The following is an 18,722-nucleotide window of genomic DNA, read 5'->3' as shown; positions in this document are numbered from 1 at the left end:
ATGTGGCTCATCGCGCGCCGGTCGTTCGCGGAGGGCTGGGTACGGCTGATCGCGACCATGCTGGCGGCGACGTTCGCCATCGGGCTGATCGCCGGGTCGATCCAGTTCGCGATGCGGGCGCAGGCGGCCGTGTCGGGCAGCGACGCCAGCGAGTACGCGCGCGCCGACGTGCTCGTGCAGGGCGGGCGGGCCGATCCCGACGACCTCTACGCGCCGCCCGCCGGCCGCGTCCGGCCCGATCGGGTGGCGGGGCGGCCGGGGGTCGCCGCCGTCGCCGGGGACGCCATGGTCGAGGTGGCGGTCTCGGGCGCGGGCGGGAAGGCGATCGTCGCGCCCGCCGGCGGCCGCACGATGCTGCGCCCGTGGGTGGGCGAATCCGGACTCAACCCGTACACGCTGGTGTCGGGGCGGGCGCCGGCGGCCGACGGCGAGGTGGCGGTCGTCCGGCACGTGGCGCGGGCCGGTGACCTCCGCACCGGATCGGACCTCACGCTGGCGCTGCCCCGCACGACCGTCCGCACGAAGATCGTCGGCGTGGTGACCGTCCAGGGCCGGGACGCGGTCGCGGCCGGGGACCTGGTGCTGGCGCCGCCCGAGACCGTGCGGAAGGCCGCCGGGCTGCCCGCCGGCACGTGGCAGAGCGCGTGGGTGAAGGCCGCGCCCGGCGTGAGCGCGGCCCGGCTCCGCGCCGATCTGGCCCGCGACCTGGGCGGGGAGGTCACGGTACGGACCGCCGCCTCGCTCCGGAACGCGCAGGCGAGCGAGATGCAGACGGTGGGGGTGTCGGTCGGCGGGGCGATCGGGATGCTGGCGTCCGTCGCGGTCTTCGTCGGGCTGTTCGTCGTGGCCAACACGTTCGGGACGCTCGTCCGGCAGCGCACCCGGCGGCTGGCGCTGCTCGGCGCGATCGGCGCCACGCCCCGCCAGATCAAGCGGCTGATCCGGTTCGAGGCGCTGGTGCTGGGCGCGGTCGGCGCGGCGGCCGGCGTCGCGGTCGGCTTCCCGGTCTCGGCGCTGCTGACGCGGTTCTTCGCGGCGGACGGCTTCGACATCTCGGCGGCGGACGCGCAGTTCGGCTGGATCCCGCTGGCCGTACCGGCCGCCGCCGGGATCGTGGTCACCCAGCTGGCCGCCTGGCGCGCGGCCCGGCAGGCCGCCCGCGTCTCACCCATGGAGGCGATCCGGTCGTCCTCGGCGGAGGCCGCCAAGCGGCGCTGGCCGCGGCTGGTGGGCGCGCTCGCCGTGTTCGGCTGCGCCTGGATGTTCTACGGCCCCGCGTTCGCGATCGGCAACGAGGAGCCGCCGGGGCCCGAACGGACCATCGGGCTGGCGGCCGTCCTGACGATGGGCGCGATGGTCACGGTCGCCGCGCTGGCCGTGCTCGCGCCGTTCTTCGTCGGCCCGCTGGGCGGCCTGGTCGGCCGGGCCGGGATGCTGCTCAGCGGCGAGTCCGGGCGGCTGGCCCGCGCGACGATCACGCGCAGCCCGCGCCGGGTGTCGGCGGCCGCCTCGTCGCTGATGCTGGGCGTGGCGCTGGCCGCCGCCACCGCGCTGATCATGATGTCGGTGCAGGACCGGTTCGACGAGGCGGGACGGCAGGTCATGACGGCCGACCGCGCCGTCACGGCGGCGGAGAACGTCCCGCTGCCCCTGGACGTCGTGGGCCGCGCCGGGGCCGTACCGGGCGTGGAACGGGCCGCGGCGCTCACCCAGACCGCCGTGAGCCTCACCGGCCCGAGGTCGCGCGCCGAGGACCCCGAGGACTCTGAGGATCCTGTCCCGTTCTCCTTCGTGGTCACCGGGATCGATCAGGCGGCGCTGCCGCACGTCCTCGACCTCGGCGGCCGGCTGCGCGCACTGAACCCCGGCGAGATCGGGCTCTCCTCCAACGTGATGGCGACCGCCCGCGCGAAGCCCGGCCAGAAGATCGTCGTACGCGGCGCCCAGGGCCGGGTGGAGCTCACCGTGGCCGGCGCCTACCACGACCCGTCCCACCTGTTCGCCGACCAGGCGCTGGTGGCGCCCGCGACGATGGACCGCCTCGACCCGGCCGCGCCGGCGCGGGCCGTCCTGGTCAAGGGCGGCGACCCGGACGCGCTCACCGCGGCGGTGGCGGGCCTGCCGGGCGTGCGGGTCCTGGACCGTCCCGCCTACGTCGATCTGGCCGCCGGCTCGTACACCAACGGGCTGACCGTCGTGTACGGCTTCATCGGGATGTCGCTGCTGCTGTCGCTGTTCGGCATGGCCACCACCGTCTCGATGAGCGTCGGCGAGCGGACGAAGGAGTTCGGCCTGCTGGGGGCGGTCGGCGCGACCGTCGGGCAGATCCGCTCGATCGTCCGCTGGGAGGCGGCCACGGTCGTGCTGCTCGGCACGCTCCTCGGCCTCGGCACGGCGATCGGCACGGTCGCGCTGCTCCAGGCGGCGACGGGGAGCTCGTTCCTGGATCCGGTCCCGCCCTGGTGGCTGCCCATCGCGGTCACGGCCGGGGCCGCCGCCGTCACGCTCGCCACCACGGCGTTCCCGGCCCGCCGCGCCTCGAACGTCCCCGTCCTGGAGGCCGCCAAGGCGGAGTAGCCCGCTCTCAGGAGGGAGAAGAGGGGGACGGGGAGGAGGGAGTCGTGTAGGCGCCGCGGCGGTGGCAGCCGGTCAGATGGTCGTCGACCAGTCCGCACGCCTGCATCAGGGCGTACGCGGTGGTCGGGCCGACGAAGCGGAAGCCGCGCTTCTTCAGCTCCTTGGCCAGGGCCTTGGACCCCTCGGTGTACGCGGGGACGTCGTCCGCGTCCGCGTGCGCCGGGGCGCCGGGGTCGGCGTACCGCCAGGCGGTCGCGGCGAGGCCGCCGGGCAGGTCGAGGGCGGCGCGGGCGTTGGCGACCGCGGCCTCGATCTTGGCCCGGTTGCGGACGATGGCCGCGTCGCCCATCAGCCGCTCCACGTCGGCGGGCCCGTACGCCGCGACCTTCTCGGGGTCGAACCCGGCGAACGCGGCACGGAACCCCTCCCGCTTGCGCAGGATCGTCAGCCAGGACAGCCCGGACTGGAACGCCTCCAGGCACAGCCGCTCGTAGAGCCCCTGGTCGTCCCGGACCGGACGGCCCCATTCGTCGTCGTGGTAGGCGATGTAGTCGGGCGCCGACACCCCCCAGGGGCAGCGGGCCAGCCCGTCCTCGCCGAGGATCGCGGTGGTCACCGCCCCGTTCTACCTCAGGGGGACGACAGTTCCGTCCGCCTCGGCGAGCCGGGCCAGCCGGCGCAGGCCGAGGGCCATGAACGCGCGGAACGCCGGGCCGGCCGCGATCCAGCCGGCCCGGCCGAGCGGCCCGAGCGGCAGATCGAGGCGCTCGGCCCAGCGGATCCGGCTGCCGCCGCCCGGCAGCGGGGCCACGTCGAAGAACGCCTCGCCGCGCACGAGCCGCCCGGTGTGCCGGACCGTGACGCGGCGGCCGGGCCGCCAGCCGGTGATGACCATCGTGTCGGTGAAGCCGAGCGGGCCGACGCCCGTCCAGCCCTCCAGTTCGGCGCCGACGCCGTGGCCGCCGCGCGCCTCCGTGAACGGCATCCACTCCGCGTGCCGCGGCCAGTCGGTGAGCACGGCGAAGACCTCGTCCGCGGGGGCGGCGGACTCGGCGTCGGCGTGCACCGCGATGCCGCTCACGAGCGGGCCTCGCCGGCCGCGTCGTGCTCGTGCTCGTCGTCGTGCTCGTCGTCGAACCCGTGCTCGTCGTGGAACCCGTGCTCGTCGTGGTCGCTCTTCGTCAGGTCGATGGGCGGCCAGCCGGCGTCGGGGGCCGGCGGCTCAGACCGCTCAGACCGCTCAGACCGTTCGGACCGTTCGTTCAGCGCGCGGTGCAGGTCGGCGACCTGCTCCTCCAGGGCGGCCAGCCGGGCGTCCCGCTCCCAGACGGCCTGCCGGAGGACGCCGATCGCATGGTCGGTGACGTCGGTCTGGTAGCCGAGCATCGCCCGCGGCAGCCGCAGCGGCTCGCCGCCGGGCCGCGGCAGCAGCCCGTCGTCCACCGACGGCAGCGGCGGGTGATCGGGCCGCGGCCAGGCCAGCTCGCCGCCCCGGCCCAGGGCCAGCGCCACGACGGCGCCCAGCACGGCCAGGCCGGCCAGGACGAGGACCACAACCACGATCAGGCTCCGATCTGTCTACGTGTCCGTAGGACGATCGTGCCACGCTTGGACGCATGGAGTCGCATGAGCCTTGGGTCCTGCCGTACGGCGCGCCCGTTCCGGACGGCACGGCCGACGCCGGGACGGCCCCTCCGGCCGCGCTGGTGGAGGAGCTGGTCGCCGCCGGGCGGCCGGTGCTGGTGACGCTGGCGGCGGAGGGCCCGGACGACGGCGGCGGCGGCGAGCCCGATCCCGGGATGCTCGCCGCCGCCTCCGTCTACGCCTGGCTGGGGGTGCGGGCGTTCCGCGCGCCGGAGGGCGCGCTGCCCGCGCTGCGGCAGGTCCTGGACATGGTCGCCGCCATCCAGGGCTCCCGGCCGCCCGCCCTCGCCCGCCGCGGCCTGGCCTGACCCCCGGCAGGACCGGGCCGGGCCGCGCGCGGGCGCGGGCGCCGCGTCAGTAGCGGACGCGGTGCCAGGGGCCGGTGATCGCGAACGTGATGCCCGGCGTCTGCCGGTTGGCGAACAGCGTCCGCCCGTCCGGGGAGAACGTCACGCCCGTCATCTCGCTGTCGTTGAACGCGTTCCGCGCGAACGCGAACGGCTTGCCCTTGCGGGTGGTGCCCACCAGGTACTGCTCGCCGTCGCCGTCCTCGGCCAGGATCACGCCGCCGCCGTACGGGGACACGGTGATGTTGTCGGGGCCGTCGAACCGCCCGCCCGGCTTGAAGACCAGCTCCAGCTCGATGGTCTCCTTGCGCGGGTCGTACACCCAGACCTGGCCGGCGTGGTCGGCGGCGGCGCCGTCGCCGGTGTCGGAGAAGCTGGCCACGAAGTACGCCTTGCCGTGGCCCCACCAGGCGCCCTCGAGCTTCTGGCTGCGGGTGATCTTCTCGTCCTCGAACTGCTTGCGGATCGAGGTCTTCGCCGCCGACGGGTCGGGCACCTTGACCCACTTGACCCGGAACCTCTTGCCCGGCTCCTGGACGACCGACAGGTCCGGCAGGCCCGGCACGTACATGGCCTCCAGGCGGCCGCCGTGCAGGTACGTGCCGTACTGGCCGCGATGCGAGCGCGGCGAGAAGCGGTAGAACAGCCCGAACGGCCCGGACGCGTCCTCGGTGAGGTACGCGACGTGGGTGTGCGGGTCGATGGCGACGGCCTCGTGCGCGAACCGGCCCATCGCGGTGATCGGCTCGGGCCGGGTCCGGCGGCCGGTCGGGTCGACCTCGAACACCCAGCCGTGCGACTTGGTCTGCCCGCCGAAGCCCTCGGTCTCCTCGCAGGTCAGCCAGGTGCCCCACGGGGTGCTGCCGCCGGCGCAGTTGGTGGCGGTGCCGGCGATGCTGACCTCCTGGTCCAGCACGTTGCCGTGCCGGTCCAGCTCCAGCGTGGTGGTGCCGCCGTACGCGGCCGGGTCGTACACCAGGCGCTCGGGCGCGGTCGGCTTGACGCCGCTCGCGGTCTGCTCGTGGTTGCGGACCATCCGGATCGTGTCGCGGCGGCCGCCGGGGAACATGGCGGTGCCGTCGTGCTTGCCGGGGACCTTGCCGCCGCCGGGCATGGCGTCGCCCTCGGCGGAGATGGCCTTGTACGAGAACCCCTTGGGCAGGTCCAGGACCCCCTTGGGGTCGGGGACCAGCGGGCCGTAACCGTAGGCCTCCCCGACCTCGGCGCCGGCCGAGGTCTGGAAGACGGTGTCAAGGCTGCCGGCCAGGGCGATGGACAGGGCGCCCGCGGCGCCGCCCTTCACGACCCCGCGACGGGACACGGACATGGAGACTCCTTCACATCATTGCGATCAGCGAGGAGCCTGGTCCGCCGCCCTGAACCGGCGGTGAACGAGCACGGTCCCGGGGACAAACCCCCAGGACACAGTTCCGCAAGGTGGACATCGGCCGCCCGCTCCGTCACGCGGCGTGATCGGGACGGCGTGATCGGGTGCGGTCGGGACGGCGCGGTCAGGCCGAGGCGGCCAGAGTGCGGTCAGAGTTCGGCCTCGGCGTAGTCCTCGTGGGTCGGCTCGATCCGGGGCGGGGTGCGCTCCAGGAGGTCGAACGCCTCGGTGACCGAGTCCGTCCAGCCGATCGCGTCGAAGATCTTCGGGCGGGCGAAGCCCTGGTCGGCGAGCTTGGACATCAGCTCGCGCAGCGGGTCGTACACGCCGGTCGGGTCGAGGATGACCACCGGCTTGGCGTGCATGCCGAGGACCCGCGCCGTCCAGATCTCGAACAGCTCCTCCAGCGTGCCGATGCCGCCGGGCAGCACCAGGAACGCGTCGCTGCGCCGGTCCATCTCGCCCTTGCGGGTGCGCATGTCGGGGGTGACGATCAGCTCGTCGTTGGCCTCGTCGGAGATCTCCACGCTGACCAGGCCCTCGGGGATCACCCCGACGGTCCGGGCGCCGCCGGCCCGTGCCGCCCGCGCGACCGCGCCCATGCAGGAGACCTGGGCGCCGCCGCTGACCAGGCTGTGGCCGCGGCGGGCCAGCTCGGCGCCGGCCTCCGCCGCCAGCTCCACATGCCGCTTGTCGATCTTGCTGCTGGACGCGCAGAACACGCACACCGCGAGCGAGGGACGTTCCAAGGCCACAGCCACCTTCACCGGGACGAGAGCAGGGGTCCCCACTCTAATGAAGGGCGCCCGCGGCCCGGCGGCGCCCGCTCAGTCGAGGACGATGTCGACGCGCCGGATCTCGCCGCCCGCGAAGGGGAAGGCGGGCGGGTGGTCGCCCACCGGCGAGCCGGTGTTCAGGCCGATGTCGAACGTCTCGTCGATGGAGAAGATCGCGGGCGGGGTCGCGGCGAGGCGGGCGCCCGCGGCCCGCGTCCCGTCCGCGGTGAGGACGAGCGTGCCGCCGCGCCCGATGCCGTCGCTGTCGGCGGTGAAGTCCACCTTCAGTTCGTGCGGCCCGGGGTCGAGCACCAGGTCGGGCGCCAGCTCGGCGACGGCCAGCTCGAACGTCCGGTAGACGAACACCGGGCGGGCGTCGGCGCCGACGTACAGCGACCACCCGGCGGCCCGGCCGCCCATCGTCGCGATCACGCCGCGCGGCCGGCCGGTGATCTCCAGCGCCGCGGTGAGCGTCCACGACCTGCCGAGCATGCGGGGCGCGTTGCTCTCCGGGATCCCGACGGCGCCGGGGTAGTACGTGAAGCTCTTGCGGCCCCGGGCCAGGTTGGGCATGCGCGTGCGGGAGACGCGGGCGTCGCGGAGCGGGAGGATGCCGACCCGGCCGGCCTCGCGCTCGAAGAGCCGCTGGAGTTCGGCGAGCCGGGCGGGTTCGGCGGCGGCGAGGTCGTTCGCCTGGCTGAAGTCCGCCGCCAGGTCGTACAGCTCCCAGACGTCGTCCTCGAACGGGCGGTCCTCGCCGGGGACGCCGACGCCCCAGGGCACGCCGCCGTGGTGCGCGGAGGCCATCCAGCCCTCGTGGTAGAGCGAGCGGTGGCCGTACACCTCGAAGTACTGGGTGGTGTGCCGCTCCGGCGCGTCCGGGTCGTCGAAGCTGTAGACGAGGCTCGTGCCGTGCATCGGCTCCTGGACGGCGCCGTTCACGGTCTCGGGCATCGCCAGCCCGGCCGCCTCCAGGATCGTCGGCGCGATGTCGTTCACGTGCGAGAACTGGGTGCGCAGGCCGCTGCCCGCGATGCCGTTCGGCCAGGTCACCGCCATCGGGTTCCGGGTGCCGCCGAGATGCGAGGCGATCTGCTTGACCCACTGGAACGGCGCCGTCATCGCCCACGCCCAGCCCGCCGGGTACTGCGGGTACGAGTCCGCGGTGCCGATCTCGTCGAGCCGGGCGAGGGTACCGGCGGGCGACTCGTTCATGCCCTGGAGCGCGCCCATGTAGTTGATGCTGCCGGGCAGGCCGCCCTCGGCGCTGCTGCCGTTGTCGCCGACGATGTAGATGAAGAGCGTGTCGTCGTACAGGCCGCCGCGCCTGAGCTCGTCGATCAGCCGGCCGACCTGGACGTCGGTGTGCTCGAGGAAGCCGGCGTACACCTCCATGAGGCGCTCGGCGACGGCGCGCTCGTGGTCGGACAGGCCGTCCCAGCTCGGGATCTCCTCGGGGCGCGGGGTCATCCGGGTGCCCTCCGGTACGACGCCGCGCTCGATCTGGCGGGCGAGGATGGCGTCCCGTTCCGCGTCCCAGCCGTGCGCGAACCGGCCCCGGTAGCGCTCGCTCCACTCGGGCGGGACGTGCAGCGGCGCGTGGGTCGCGCCCGGCGCGAGGTAGAGGAAGAACGGGCGGTCCGGCGCCATCGCGTGCTGCATCCGGATCCAGCGGATCGACTGGTCGACCAGGTCCTCGGTGAGGTGGTAGCCGGGCGTGTCCGGCGGCTCGACGGGGGTCGTGCCCTCGTACAGGGTCGGCTGGTACTGGTGCGTCTCGCCGCCGAGGAAGCCGTAGAACCGCTCGAAGCCCTGCCCGGTCGGCCAGCGGTCGAACGGCCCGGCCTGGGACGACTCCCACGGCGGCGCGAGGTGCCACTTGCCGACGCAGGCGGTGCTGTAGCCGTCCTGGCGCAGCATCTCGGCGACGGTCGCGCACTCGGGGCGCAGCACGCCCTCGTACCCGGGGTGGGCGTTGGCGCTGTTGAGGACGGTGCCGACGCCGGCCGCGTGGGCGTCCCGGCCGGTCAGCAGCGCCGCGCGGGTCGGCGAGCAGATCGCCGTGGTGTGGAAGCGGTTGTACGCCAGGCCCTCGCCGCACATCGCGTCCAGCGTCGGGGTGCGGACGGGGCCGCCGAACGTCCCGGCCGCTCCCCAGCCGACGTCGTCGAGGAGCACGACGACCACGTTCGGCCGCCTGCGCGGTTCCGCGTTCGCGGTCATCGGCGGGCCTCCTCGCGGGCCTGGGCGACCCACATCCGGCCGGCGCGGAAGTTCACCTGCGCCATGAGGGACGGCTCGGCGGCGGCGCGCTCCTCCAGGACGCCGGCGTAGCAGCGCTGCGCCTCGGGGTCGTGCCGGTCGGCCAGGAACGCCCATTCGGCGAGGTGGCAGGCCAGCCGGAGGTCGGTGGCCGCCAGCTCGCGGGCGCGGGCGGCCAGGGCGGCGGTCCCGCCGGCCAGCCGGGCGATCTCGGCGGCCTGCTCGGCCTTGGTGGCCGGGAGCAGGTCGGCGGGGTGGCCGTTCCACCAGCCGCTGTAGCGGCGGATCACGTTGCGGCAGATGAACTCGGGCCGGTCGTAGATCGCCCGCAGCCGGGGGTGGCCGGCCAGCTCGGCGGGGACGCGCAGGCTCTCGACGATCTCGTCGTGGGTGCGGCCGGCGTTCAGGCCGTCCAGCGCGTGCCGGACGATGTGCCGCAGGTACGCCGCCATCGCGCGCAGCTCGTCCCGGATGCCCGCCGCGCCGCGGACCAGGTCGCCGTGCCCGGGGATGATCACTTCGGGCCGCAGCTCCGCCATCGCGCCGGCCGCGTCGGCCCACTCCTCGGCGTACCGCTGCACCTTCTTGGGGTTGCCCGCGTTGGGCAGGTAGCCGGTGACCAGGTCGCCGGCGGCGATCACGCGGCGCTCGGGCGCCCACACCCAGGTCGCGTCGTCGGTCTCGCCCTTGGCGTGCCGCAGCTCGAAGCGCTCGCCGCCGATGGTGAGCGCCAGCGCGTCGCGGTAGGTCTCGTCCGGCCAGACGAAGTCGGACTCCTCGCTCGCCCACGCCTTGCCGTCCGGGCCCGGCAGCTGACCGTTGATGCGGGCGTTCAGGCCGGCGGTCTTCATGTAGCGGCGGAAGTGCGCGGGGACGTTCTCGTGCGCGACGACCCGGGGCCGCTCCCCCGCCTCCAGGAACGCCCACAGCCCGAACGCGTGGTCGCTGTGCCCGTGCGTGTAGACGACCGTGTGCAGCGGCGCGGAGCTGACCGACCGCACCGCCTCCAGCAGCGCCGGCCCGTCGCCCGCGCAGCCGCAGTCGACCAGCAGCAGGCCCTCGCCGGTCTCGAACAGCGCGACGTTCACCATGCCGGGCTGGATGTACCAGGTGCGCGGGGCCGCCTCGACGACGACCGGGTCCAGGCCCGAGCCGTGCTCGCGGGAGAAGATGTGCCGCGCCTGGGCCGCGCTGAATAGCCCGAACGCCGCCTCGGCCGTCTTCTGCTGGTTATCGGGAAATGCGCTCGACTGCGCCACCGAGGACTCCACTCACGCCGGATCGGGTTGGGACCCAAGGAGAATAAGATGCATGTCTTAACGCGTCAAGGGGTTCCCGGGCGGCGGCCGGAACGGGCTGAGTAGGGTGGTCGCCGTGAGCAGGGGAGAGACGGCGCCGGCCGGCGAGCGCGCGACCGCCGCGCAGGACACGCGGGCCAGGCTCATCGACGTCGCCGAGCGGCTGTTCGCCGAGTACGGCATCGAGCCGGTGTCGCTGCGCCAGGTCGGGATCGAGGCGGGCCAGCGCAACAACTCCGCGGCGCAGTACCACTTCGGGTCCAAGGAGGGCCTGATCAGCGCGATCATCGCCAACCGCTCGCGGGCGGTGGACGCCCGCCGCGCGGACCTCGTCGACGCGCTGCGCCGCTCGGACGCGCCTCCCACCCTGGGCGAGCTGGTCAACCTGCTCGTCCTGCCGCTGATGGAGACGATCGGCATGTCCAGCGGGCGCACCTGGTACCTGCGCTTCCTGGCCAACGTGATGGACCACCCGCTGGCCGCACCCTGGGGCCCGGTCCGCGCCGCCCCCTCGGGATCGGGCGCGCCGGCGGGCCTGCCCGACCCGCCGGACCCGCCGGGGCTGCGCTACATGCGCAAGGAGCTGCGGCGGCTGCTGCCGGACCTGCCGGCCGAGGAGTTCGAGCGGCGGATGCGCTGGCAGGTGATGATCACGTTCCGGGTGCTCGCGGACTACGAGCGGCACCGCGCCGGCGCCGCGCCCGGCGGCGGCCCCGCCCCCGTCCAGGTCGTCTCGGACCTGAACGAGATGCTGGTCGCGCTGCTGCGCGCCCCGTACCCGGCCGCCTGAACACGCCCGGGCCAGGGTTAAGTAACGGGCCTTAACTCACCATCGGCTCGTCGCGGCGGTGCCCTATTTCCCACCCCGCGAACCGGAAACACGACCGGTCCCACTCAGCGGGACGCGCTATATACAGCGCGCGCCGAATATCGGTTTCAATATTCGCCGACCGACTCCGAGCAATCAGCGACCGTCGATTTCCCACCCCGATCGAAGGATCCCATGGCGCTCGATCTCAATCCCCCCGGCGGTACGGCCCCCAAGCGCCGGCTGTTCGCCGCGCTCGCGCTCATCATCCTGTTCTCCGAGATAGCCACCTTCGAGATCCTCATGGTGCTGCCGGCGATCCCGCACATCGCCGCGGACTTCCAGACCACCCAGACGGCGTGGGTCGTCGGCATCCTCACCCTCAGCGGGGCCGCCGTCATGCCGCTGATCGGCAAGGCGGCCGACAGGTACGGCAAGAAGAGGATCATCCTGCTGCTCGGCGGCGCCTTCATCGCCGGCAGCGTCCTGTGCGCGCTGACCGACTCGTTCGCGCTGCTGCTGCTCGGCCGCGCCGTCCAGGGCGTGATGGTCGGCATCGTCGGCCTGTCGTACAGCCTGGTCCGCGACATCATGCCGCGCTCGTTCGTCCCGATCGCGCTCGGCACGGTCGTGACCGGCATCGGCATGTCGGCGGTCGCCGGCCCGTTCATCGGCGGGCTGCTCATCGACGGCACCGGCTACCGCGGCGTCTTCTGGTTCATGGCGGTCTACCTCGGGCTGCTCATACCGCTGTACGCGCTGCTGATCCCCGAGAGCCCCGTCCGGGTGGACCGCCCCATCGACTACCTGGGCACCCTGCTGCTCGGCCCGGCGGTCGGCGTCCTCATGATCGGGCTGTCCCGCGGCTCGTCGACCGGCTGGACGTCGGCGCCCGCGATCGGCTTCCTCACCGCGGGCGTCCTGATGCTCGCCGCGTTCCTGCAGCGGCAGCGGACGGCGAGGCACCCGCTGATCGCGCCGAAGGTGCTGTTCGGCCCGCGCTTCGGGCCGACGCTGCTCGCCGTCGGGTGCGTGTCGTACATGATGAACGCGCACTCGGTGATCGTCCCGACCATGCTGCAGACCCCGGCCGGGGCGGCCGGGACCGGCTACGGCGCCGGGCTGACGGCCACCGAGTTCGCGCTGTGGACGGCCCCGCTCGGCCTCGTGTCGATGTGCGCCGGCCCGCTCGGCGGCCTCCTGGCCAAGCGGATCGGCGCCCGCCAGGTCCTCATCGCCGCCGCCGTGGCCTTCCTCGCGACCCTGTACCTGGGCGCCCGGCTCCCCGCGGTGCAGTGGCAGGTCGGCGTGATGAGCGCCGCCGCCGGCCTCGCCGTCGGCTGCCTGCACTCCGGGAACGCCAACCTCGTCCAGGACGCGCTGCCGGCCTCGCTGAGCGGCGTCGGCAACACCGTCGGCGCCATGAACTCCCTGCTGGCCGCGTCCATGGGCAGCACGCTGACCGGCGTCGTCATGGCGGACCACGTGGTGGCCACCGATCCGGGGACCCACCAGGTCGTCCACGCCGCGAGCGCGTTCACCGACGCCTACCTGTACGCCGCGATCGTCGGCACCGCAGGCCTGGCCGTGGCCCTGCTGATGAAGCACGGCCGCCGGCCCGCCCAGGGCGGCCTCGCCGAACCCGAGGGGACGGCGCCGGCGGCGGCCGTACCGTCCTGATCACGCCCCCGCCGGGGAGGTCAGTCCTCGACCTCCTCGGCGGTGGCCGCCCGCGCGCGCCGCTCGATGATCTCCTGCTCGGCCCGGCTGTGCCCCTCGACGATGTACCGGACGGCCTCCTCCGGGTCGTCGGTCAGGTGGAACAGGTCCGGGTCCTCCGGCGAGATCGTCCCCTTGGGCAGCAGCGTCCCGGTGATCCAGTCCAGCAGGGGGCCCCAGAAGTCGGTGCCCATCAGCACGATCGGGAACCGGGTGATCTTCCCGGTCTGGACGAGCGTGATCGCCTCGAACAGCTCGTCCAGCGTCCCGAACCCACCCGGCAGCACGACGAACGCCTGCGAGTACTTCACGAACATCGTCTTGCGGACGAAGAAGTAGCGGAACTCCATCCCGATGTCGAGATGGTCGTTCAGCTTCTGCTCGAACGGCAGCTCGATGCCCAGCCCGACCGACAGCCCGCCGGCGTCGTCGCAGCCCTTGTTGGCCGCCTCCATGATCCCCGGCCCGCCGCCGGTGATCACCGCGTATCCGGCCTCGTGCAGCCGGGCGCCGATCTCCATGCCCAGCTCGTACTCCTCCGACCCGGGCTTGGTCCGGGCGCTGCCGAACACGCTGACCGCCCTCGGCAGCTCCGCCAGCAGCCCGAAGCCCTCCACGAACTCCGCCTGGATCCGCAGCACCCGCCACGGGTCGGCGTGCAGCCAGTCGGACGGCCCCCGGCTGTCGAGCAGCCGCTGGTCGGTGGTCGTCGGGGGAACGGCCTTGCCCCGCAGCATCGCGGGCCCCTGCCGCCGGGCGCGTGGACTCGATTCGGATGTCATGCCGTTCACCGTAGCCAACCCCCCAGGTCACCGCCCCCCGCATTTCCGACCCGGAACCGGCCGTTCACCCGGGGCGCGGGCGCCCTCAGCCGAGCCAGGCGAGCATGCGCCGCTCGCAGTCGGCGATCAGGGACGTCTCGACGTACTCGTCCTTCGTGTGGGCGAGGGTGGGCTCGCCGGGGCCGTAGTTGACGGCCGGTACGCCCAGTTCGGAGAAGCGGGCGACGTCCGTCCAGCCGAGCTTGGCGCGGACCTCGGCACCGGTCGCGGCCACGAACGCGGCGGCGGCCGGGTGGTCGAGGCCGGGCCGGGCGGCGGCCGCCGCGTCGACGATCTTCACGTCGAGGCCGGCGAACGTTCCCCGGATGTACGCCTCGGCCTCGGCGAGCGACTTGTCCGGGGCGAAGCGGTAGTTGACGGTGACCACGCACTCGTCCGGGATCACGTTCCCGGCCACGCCGCCGCGGACGAACACGGCGTTCAGGCCCTCGTGGTACTCCAGGCCGTCCACGACGGGGCGGGTGGGCTCGTACGCGCGCAGGACGTCCAGGATCGCGCCCGCCGAATGGATCGCGTTCGAGCCCATCCAGGCGCGGGCGCTGTGGGCCCGCTCGCCGCGCGCGGTGACCTCGGCGCGGAGCGTGCCCTGGCAGCCGCCCTCGATCAGCGCGCCGGTCGGCTCCATGAGCACCGCGAAGTCGCCGGCGAGCAGCTCGGGCCGGGTCCGGACGAGCCGCCTGAGCCCGTTCCGCTCGGCCTCGACCTCCTCGCACTCGTAGAACACGTACGTGATGTCGCGGCTCGGCGCGGTGAGCGCGGCGGCCAGCTTCAGCGCGACCGCGACGCCGCTCTTCATGTCGGTCGTCCCGCACCCGTAGAGCCGGCCGCCCGCCACGCGGGACGGCAGGTTGCCGTTCAGCGGGACGGTGTCGAGGTGCCCGGCGAGGACGACGCGCTCGTCCCGGCCCAGCTCCGTCCGCGCCACCACGGTGTCGCCGTCGCGCACCACGTCCAGGTGCGGCAGCGGCGCGAGCGCCTCCTCGACCAGGTCGGCGAGCGCCTTCTCGTTCCCGCTCACCGACTCGACGTCGACGATCGCCGCCGTCAGTTCCACCACGTCCGTGTACAAGTCGAGCATGGTCAGCAAGCGTACGCACCCGGCCGCGGCGGCACGACCGCGGCGGGCCCGCGAACCCGGACAGGCATTGCCAAAAGTATGCGATCCGGACGGGCCGATCGGGGTTACGGTCGAGGCCACGGCAGGTGACGCAACGTCACCTCTGGCAACTCTCAGCAAATAGGAGGCAAAGATGGCCACGATCGAGATCAAGACTTTCCGGCAGCCGGACGAGACCCGGAAGTTCGAGGGCAACGGGCAGGCCGACGTGGTGATGATGGCCGGCCGCCCGGTCGCGTGCGGCACCTTCGAGCCGGGCTGGCGCTGGTCGGACAACGTCCGGCCGATCGCCGGGACCGACCTGTGCGAGGTGTCGCATCTGGGCTACTGCCTCTCCGGGCGGATGCGGGTGCGGATGTCCGACGGCACGGAGCAGGAGGTCGCGGCCGGCGACGTCGTCGCGATCCCGCCCGGCCACGACGCCGAGGTCGTCGGCGACGAGGCCTGCGTCCTGCTCGACTTCGGGGAGATCGCCGAGTACGCCAAGCGCTCGTGACGATCAGCGCCGCTCCGGCACATGGTCGTTCAGCTGGACGGAGATCCGGTGGACGCTCGACGGCCAGGCGGGGACGTTGAGCGTGTCGGTGCGGCCCCCGCCGCCCCGGGGACGGGACACCACCCGGATCGTGCGGTCCGGGGCGGCGGGGATGAACAGGTCCATGCCGGTGATGAACGGCTGCGCGAAGAAGACCGGGATCGGGGCGGTCAGATCGGTGGCGCCGTCCTTGCCGGCGTCGTAGGCGAAGATGCCGATCGCGCGCTTGGTCCGCGGGGCGTTGGCGGCGTTCAGCACCTCGCGGCCGTCGACGCTCAGCGAGTCGCCCGCCGCGCCCTGGTCGCCCCACCACTCCTTCTGGCGGCTGATCGTCATCGCGGAGTGGCCGTCGCCGACCTCCATCCGGGCCGCCAGCCCCTCCCCCGGACGGCTCGCCAGCACCCGGACGAGGTTGTCGGTCCGGAGGAACGGCTGGAAGTACGTGTGGTGGACGGACGTCTCGTTCCACACCACCGTGAACTCGTAGTGCGCCCCGCCGTCGCCCCTGAACGGCCCCCACGACCCGTCACCGGTCAGGCTGTACGCCGCGTCGGGCCGCCGGGTCAGGCGGTCGCCCGTGCGCGGGTCCACCCGGTAGATCTCCAGGCGGGCGCCCGCGGCGCCGGTGTTCGCTGGGAACAGCACGGCGCGGCCGGACAGCCACGCGTGCCTCTGCGGGACGATCGCAGTCGTGCGCGGCGCCCGCCCGCCGTTGAAGAACGCATAGAAGCGCGCGAACGTCTCAGCCGACGACACCACCTGCGTGTGGGACTGGTCGGACAGGTAGACGTTGTCGGCGCCGCCGACCGCGCGTTCGGTGGAGCCCTCGCCCCACACCGCCAGCGTGGGCACTCCGCCGGGCTGGTCGGGCGAGGGGGCGCCGTCCAGGTTGACGTAGTGCGCCACACTCGCGGCACGTTCGGGGGAACTGCGCAGGTACGCCTGCATGAGAGCGGTCCCCAGGGAGTGCGCGAGGAGGTCCACCTTGTCCGTACGGGCCTTGGCGCGAAGCCGGGCGATGCGCTGGTCCAGGGACGCGAAGACCTCGTCGCGGGTGTTCTCCGCGAACAGCGAGTCGTACTCGTGGGCCTCGATCAGCCCGGCCGGGAAGCCGTTGCTCGCCAGCCGCCGCGCCTGCGTCTCGAACTGCTGGCCGGACCCGCTGAACCCGTGCACGAAGATCACCGGCCGTACCCGGCCCTGGGCCGGGCCCGGCGGCGCGGCCGAGACGGGTGACACCACCGTGCACACCAGGAGGAACGCGGACACCAGGGTGGCGAACCGTCGGAACATCGCGTGGCCTCTCTCCGCCGCCGGCCCCCGAGAACCCGATCACAGCGTCCGATCGCCCGGCGCCGCGGTCAAGACCGCGGACGCGATCTCCCGCACGTCTGGGAGCGTCCACAACCGCCGGCGCCCGCAGTGCACACCCCGTACACGCGGAAGGGCCCGCGGCGCCGTGCGCCGCGGGCCCCTCGCTCGTACGGGTCAGGTGTTGATGCCGTGGTCGCGGAGGATGTCGTTCAGCTCCGCCTTGTCGTGCCGCTGCCCCTCTTCGAGGCGCTTGAGGATCAGCACGGCGGGGAGGCCGAACGTGCCGCCCTTGAACTCCTTGTAGCGCGTACCGCCGACGGCGACGCACCAGTCCGGGATGCGGCCGCGGCTGATCTCCTCGCCGGTCTCCACGTCGATCACCGGCATCGAGGCGGACAGGTTCGTCCCGGAGCCCACCACGGCGCCCTTACCGACCCGGGCCCCCTCGACGATCATGGAGCGGCTGCCGATCATGGCCTCGTCCTCGATGACCACCGGCACCGCGTTCGGCGGCTCCAGCACGCCGCCGATGCCGACGCCGCCGGACAGGTGGACGTTCTTGCCGATCTGCGCGCACGACCCCACGGTCGCCCACGTGTCGACCATCGTGCCGGAGTCGACGTAGGCGCCGATGTTGGTGAACGAGGGCATCAGCACGACGCCGGGCGCCAGGTGCGCGCCCCAGCGGGCGATCGCGCCCGGGACCACGCGGACGCCGTCCAGCCGGGTCTTGAGCGGGATGCGGTCGTGGTACTGGAAGTCGCCGACCTGCGAGCGCGCCATGCCGAGCACCTTGAAGCTCATCAGGATGGCCCGCTTGGCCCGCTCGTCCACCACGACCTGGTCGGTGGCCGGGTCGATCCGCGCGACCCTGGCCTCGCCGGAGTCGATCTGGTCGACGGCCGCGACGATGGCCGCGCGGGCGTCGGTGTCGTCCGGCGTCAGGTCGGCGCGCCGCTCCCACAGCTCGTCGATGGTGCCGGAGATCGGGCTGGTGAACGTTTCGGTCATGGACCCTGAGCTTAGCGGGGGCCATCTCCCGGTACGGTCTTCGCGTGGCTGCATGGGCGAAGTTGAAGGCACGCGCCGGGTCGGGGCGCCGCCACCCGTGGCGCTGGACCGGCGTGGCGCTGGTGATCGTCATCGCGCTGGGCGCCGGCGGGTACGTCGCGTTCCACCGCGCCCGTCCCTACCTGCACGGATCCAACTGCGAGGTACGGACCGCGGGCGGCAAGATGCCGCTGGACCTGGAGCAGGCCGCCAACGCCGCCACCATCGCGGCCGTGGCGTTCCGCAAACGCCTTCCCGAACGCGCCTCGGTGATCGCGTACGCGACCGCGATCCAGGAGTCGCACATCCGCAACCTGCCCGGCGGCGACCGCGACTCGGTCGGGATGTTCCAGCAGCGCCCCTCCCAGGGCTGGGGCAGCCCCGAGAAGCTGCGCGACCCCGTCCAGGCCACCAGCAAGTTCTTCGACGCCCTGGTCAAGGTGAAGGACTACCTGGACCGCGACCTGCACGACGCCGCGCAGATCGTCCAGCGCAGCGCCGACGGCGACGCCTACGCCCAGCACGAGCCCGAGGGCAAGATCCTGGCCCGCGCCTTCACCGGCCGCGAGCCGGCCTCCGTCCGCTGCTGGTTCTCCCCCGACAAGAAGACCGCCCCGCGCCGCGCCGAGGCCATCCGCGAGATGCGCCGCGCGTTCGGTGGAAGGCTCCAAGTGGACACGCCGGAAGCCTCCCTCACCCGAACCGAAAACCAGGCCGTCACTCCCGGCACCCCGGGTTCCTCCCCCGGCCACGACGCCGTGAAGGTCACCACCGCCCGTTCGGGCTGGGCCGTCGCCCACTGGGCGATGACCCACGCCCAGTCGTACGGCCTCACCGAGGTCCGCCACGACGGCAAGCGCTGGCTGGCCGCCGCCGGCCACGACGGCTGGACCCCCGACAGGAACGCCCCGAAGGACCGCGTCTTCATCCGCTGACCGCTACTCCCCCCGCGTCATCCGCGGCGGCCCGGCTACGTCCGGTGGCGTACCCGCCCTGCCGCCGCCGAACGGATGTGCGATGCCGCACGGCCCGGAGACGGTGCTCGG

Annotated in this window: 17 protein-coding genes; 6 read left to right on the top strand and 11 right to left on the bottom strand. The window is 73.6% G+C overall.

Annotated elements, in window-relative coordinates:
- Entirely contained in the window at positions 1-2,577 is a 2,577-nt protein-coding gene (locus AB0881_RS02565; protein ID WP_366613683.1) for an FtsX-like permease family protein, read from the top strand.
- A 7-nt stretch (positions 2,578-2,584) separates the two neighbouring features.
- Here AB0881_RS02565 and AB0881_RS02560 read toward each other — a convergent pair whose 3' ends face one another.
- From AB0881_RS02560 to AB0881_RS02550, 3 genes are read right to left on the bottom strand one after another with little or no spacing between them, the layout of a single operon-like run.
- The gene (locus AB0881_RS02560; RefSeq protein ID WP_366613682.1) at positions 2,585-3,193 is read right to left on the bottom strand and encodes a DNA-3-methyladenine glycosylase I; all 609 of its coding nucleotides are present in this window, start codon (positions 3,191-3,193) and stop codon (positions 2,585-2,587) included.
- A gap of 9 nt (positions 3,194-3,202) precedes the next feature.
- Positions 3,203-3,658, bottom strand: coding sequence for an SRPBCC family protein (locus tag AB0881_RS02555; protein WP_366613681.1), 456 nt, complete (start codon positions 3,656-3,658; stop codon positions 3,203-3,205).
- A complete protein-coding gene (locus AB0881_RS02550; RefSeq protein WP_366613680.1) occupies positions 3,655-4,137 on the bottom strand; it encodes a hypothetical protein in 483 nt (160 codons plus the stop codon). The genes AB0881_RS02555 and AB0881_RS02550 overlap by 4 nt, the downstream gene beginning before the upstream one ends.
- 56 nt (positions 4,138-4,193) lie before the next feature.
- Here AB0881_RS02550 and AB0881_RS02545 point away from each other — a divergent pair, with 56 nt between their 5' ends.
- Positions 4,194-4,529 (top strand): hypothetical protein, encoded by a 336-nt coding sequence (locus AB0881_RS02545; RefSeq protein WP_366613679.1) that lies wholly within the window; start codon positions 4,194-4,196, stop codon positions 4,527-4,529.
- A gap of 46 nt (positions 4,530-4,575) precedes the next feature.
- On the opposite strand, the gene AB0881_RS02540 is transcribed toward AB0881_RS02545, so the two are convergent.
- The 4 genes from AB0881_RS02540 to AB0881_RS02525 form a co-directional block, all read right to left on the bottom strand.
- Positions 4,576-5,895 carry an alkaline phosphatase PhoX gene (locus tag AB0881_RS02540; RefSeq protein WP_366613678.1) on the bottom strand — a complete coding sequence of 440 codons (1,320 nt, stop codon included), beginning with the start codon at positions 5,893-5,895 and terminating at the stop codon, positions 4,576-4,578.
- A 209-nt stretch (positions 5,896-6,104) separates the two neighbouring features.
- The gene (locus AB0881_RS02535; protein ID WP_366613677.1) at positions 6,105-6,704 is read right to left on the bottom strand and encodes a TIGR00730 family Rossman fold protein; all 600 of its coding nucleotides are present in this window, start codon (positions 6,702-6,704) and stop codon (positions 6,105-6,107) included.
- A gap of 78 nt (positions 6,705-6,782) precedes the next feature.
- Positions 6,783-8,954, bottom strand: a complete 2,172-nt coding sequence (locus AB0881_RS02530; protein WP_366613676.1) for an arylsulfatase — start codon at positions 8,952-8,954, stop codon at positions 6,783-6,785.
- A complete protein-coding gene (locus AB0881_RS02525; protein ID WP_366613675.1) occupies positions 8,951-10,252 on the bottom strand; it encodes an alkyl sulfatase dimerization domain-containing protein in 1,302 nt (433 codons plus the stop codon). Before AB0881_RS02525 ends, AB0881_RS02530 begins: the two co-directional genes overlap by 4 nt.
- A 115-nt stretch (positions 10,253-10,367) precedes the next feature.
- Here AB0881_RS02525 and AB0881_RS02520 point away from each other — a divergent pair, with 115 nt between their 5' ends.
- Positions 10,368-11,081 carry a TetR family transcriptional regulator gene (locus AB0881_RS02520; RefSeq protein WP_366613674.1) on the top strand — a complete coding sequence of 238 codons (714 nt, stop codon included), beginning with the start codon at positions 10,368-10,370 and terminating at the stop codon, positions 11,079-11,081.
- A gap of 213 nt (positions 11,082-11,294) precedes the next feature.
- Positions 11,295-12,779, top strand: coding sequence for an MFS transporter (locus AB0881_RS02515; protein WP_366613673.1), 1,485 nt, complete (start codon positions 11,295-11,297; stop codon positions 12,777-12,779).
- A 20-nt stretch (positions 12,780-12,799) separates the two neighbouring features.
- On the opposite strand, the gene AB0881_RS02510 is transcribed toward AB0881_RS02515, so the two are convergent.
- Together AB0881_RS02510 and dapE are read right to left on the bottom strand one after the other, a co-directional pair.
- Positions 12,800-13,600: a TIGR00730 family Rossman fold protein gene (locus AB0881_RS02510; RefSeq protein ID WP_366613672.1), complete on the bottom strand. Its 801-nt coding sequence runs from the start codon at positions 13,598-13,600 to the stop codon at positions 12,800-12,802.
- Positions 13,601-13,685: 85 nt separating this feature from the next.
- A complete protein-coding gene (gene dapE / locus AB0881_RS02505) occupies positions 13,686-14,738 on the bottom strand; it encodes a succinyl-diaminopimelate desuccinylase (RefSeq protein WP_366613671.1) in 1,053 nt (350 codons plus the stop codon).
- Positions 14,739-14,910: 172 nt separating this feature from the next.
- Between dapE and AB0881_RS02500 the strand changes: the two genes are divergently transcribed.
- On the top strand, positions 14,911-15,273 hold the full coding sequence (locus AB0881_RS02500) for a cupin domain-containing protein (protein ID WP_366613670.1): 363 nt from the start codon (positions 14,911-14,913) through the stop codon (positions 15,271-15,273).
- Between the two features lie 3 nt (positions 15,274-15,276).
- Here AB0881_RS02500 and AB0881_RS02495 read toward each other — a convergent pair whose 3' ends face one another.
- Positions 15,277-16,605, bottom strand: coding sequence for an alpha/beta fold hydrolase (locus tag AB0881_RS02495; protein ID WP_366613669.1), 1,329 nt, complete (start codon positions 16,603-16,605; stop codon positions 15,277-15,279).
- Between the two features lie 195 nt (positions 16,606-16,800).
- Positions 16,801-17,637, bottom strand: a complete 837-nt coding sequence (locus tag AB0881_RS02490; protein ID WP_366613668.1) for a 2,3,4,5-tetrahydropyridine-2,6-dicarboxylate N-succinyltransferase — start codon at positions 17,635-17,637, stop codon at positions 16,801-16,803.
- 44 nt (positions 17,638-17,681) lie between these two features.
- On the opposite strand from AB0881_RS02490, the gene AB0881_RS02485 reads away from it, so the two are divergent.
- A complete protein-coding gene (locus AB0881_RS02485; RefSeq protein WP_366613667.1) occupies positions 17,682-18,611 on the top strand; it encodes a hypothetical protein in 930 nt (309 codons plus the stop codon).
- Positions 18,612-18,722 lie beyond the last annotated feature (111 nt).

It is taken from the genome of Spirillospora sp. NPDC029432 (assembly GCF_040703975.1).
Taxonomy (GTDB): Bacteria; Actinomycetota; Actinomycetes; order Streptosporangiales; family Streptosporangiaceae; genus Spirillospora.
This window is presented reverse-complemented; position numbering and strand designations above follow the sequence as displayed.

What these genes read in the sequence shown, in the direction of transcription:
- AB0881_RS02500 (WP_366613670.1), top strand. Translation starts at nt 14,911, where the DNA reads ATGGCCACGATCGAGATCAAGACTTTCCGGCAGCCGGACGAGACCCGG.
- AB0881_RS02515 (WP_366613673.1), top strand. Translation starts at nt 11,295, where the DNA reads ATGGCGCTCGATCTCAATCCCCCCGGCGGTACGGCCCCCAAGCGCCGG.
- AB0881_RS02540 (WP_366613678.1), bottom strand. Translation starts at nt 5,895, where the DNA reads ATGTCCGTGTCCCGTCGCGGGGTCGTGAAGGGCGGCGCCGCGGGCGCC.
- AB0881_RS02510 (WP_366613672.1), bottom strand. Translation starts at nt 13,600, where the DNA reads ATGACATCCGAATCGAGTCCACGCGCCCGGCGGCAGGGGCCCGCGATG.
- AB0881_RS02490 (WP_366613668.1), bottom strand. Translation starts at nt 17,637, where the DNA reads ATGACCGAAACGTTCACCAGCCCGATCTCCGGCACCATCGACGAGCTG.
- AB0881_RS02565 (WP_366613683.1), top strand. Translation starts at nt 1, where the DNA reads ATGTGGCTCATCGCGCGCCGGTCGTTCGCGGAGGGCTGGGTACGGCTG.
- dapE (WP_366613671.1), bottom strand. Translation starts at nt 14,738, where the DNA reads ATGCTCGACTTGTACACGGACGTGGTGGAACTGACGGCGGCGATCGTC.
- AB0881_RS02495 (WP_366613669.1), bottom strand. Translation starts at nt 16,605, where the DNA reads ATGTTCCGACGGTTCGCCACCCTGGTGTCCGCGTTCCTCCTGGTGTGC.
- AB0881_RS02545 (WP_366613679.1), top strand. Translation starts at nt 4,194, where the DNA reads ATGGAGTCGCATGAGCCTTGGGTCCTGCCGTACGGCGCGCCCGTTCCG.
- AB0881_RS02530 (WP_366613676.1), bottom strand. Translation starts at nt 8,954, where the DNA reads ATGACCGCGAACGCGGAACCGCGCAGGCGGCCGAACGTGGTCGTCGTG.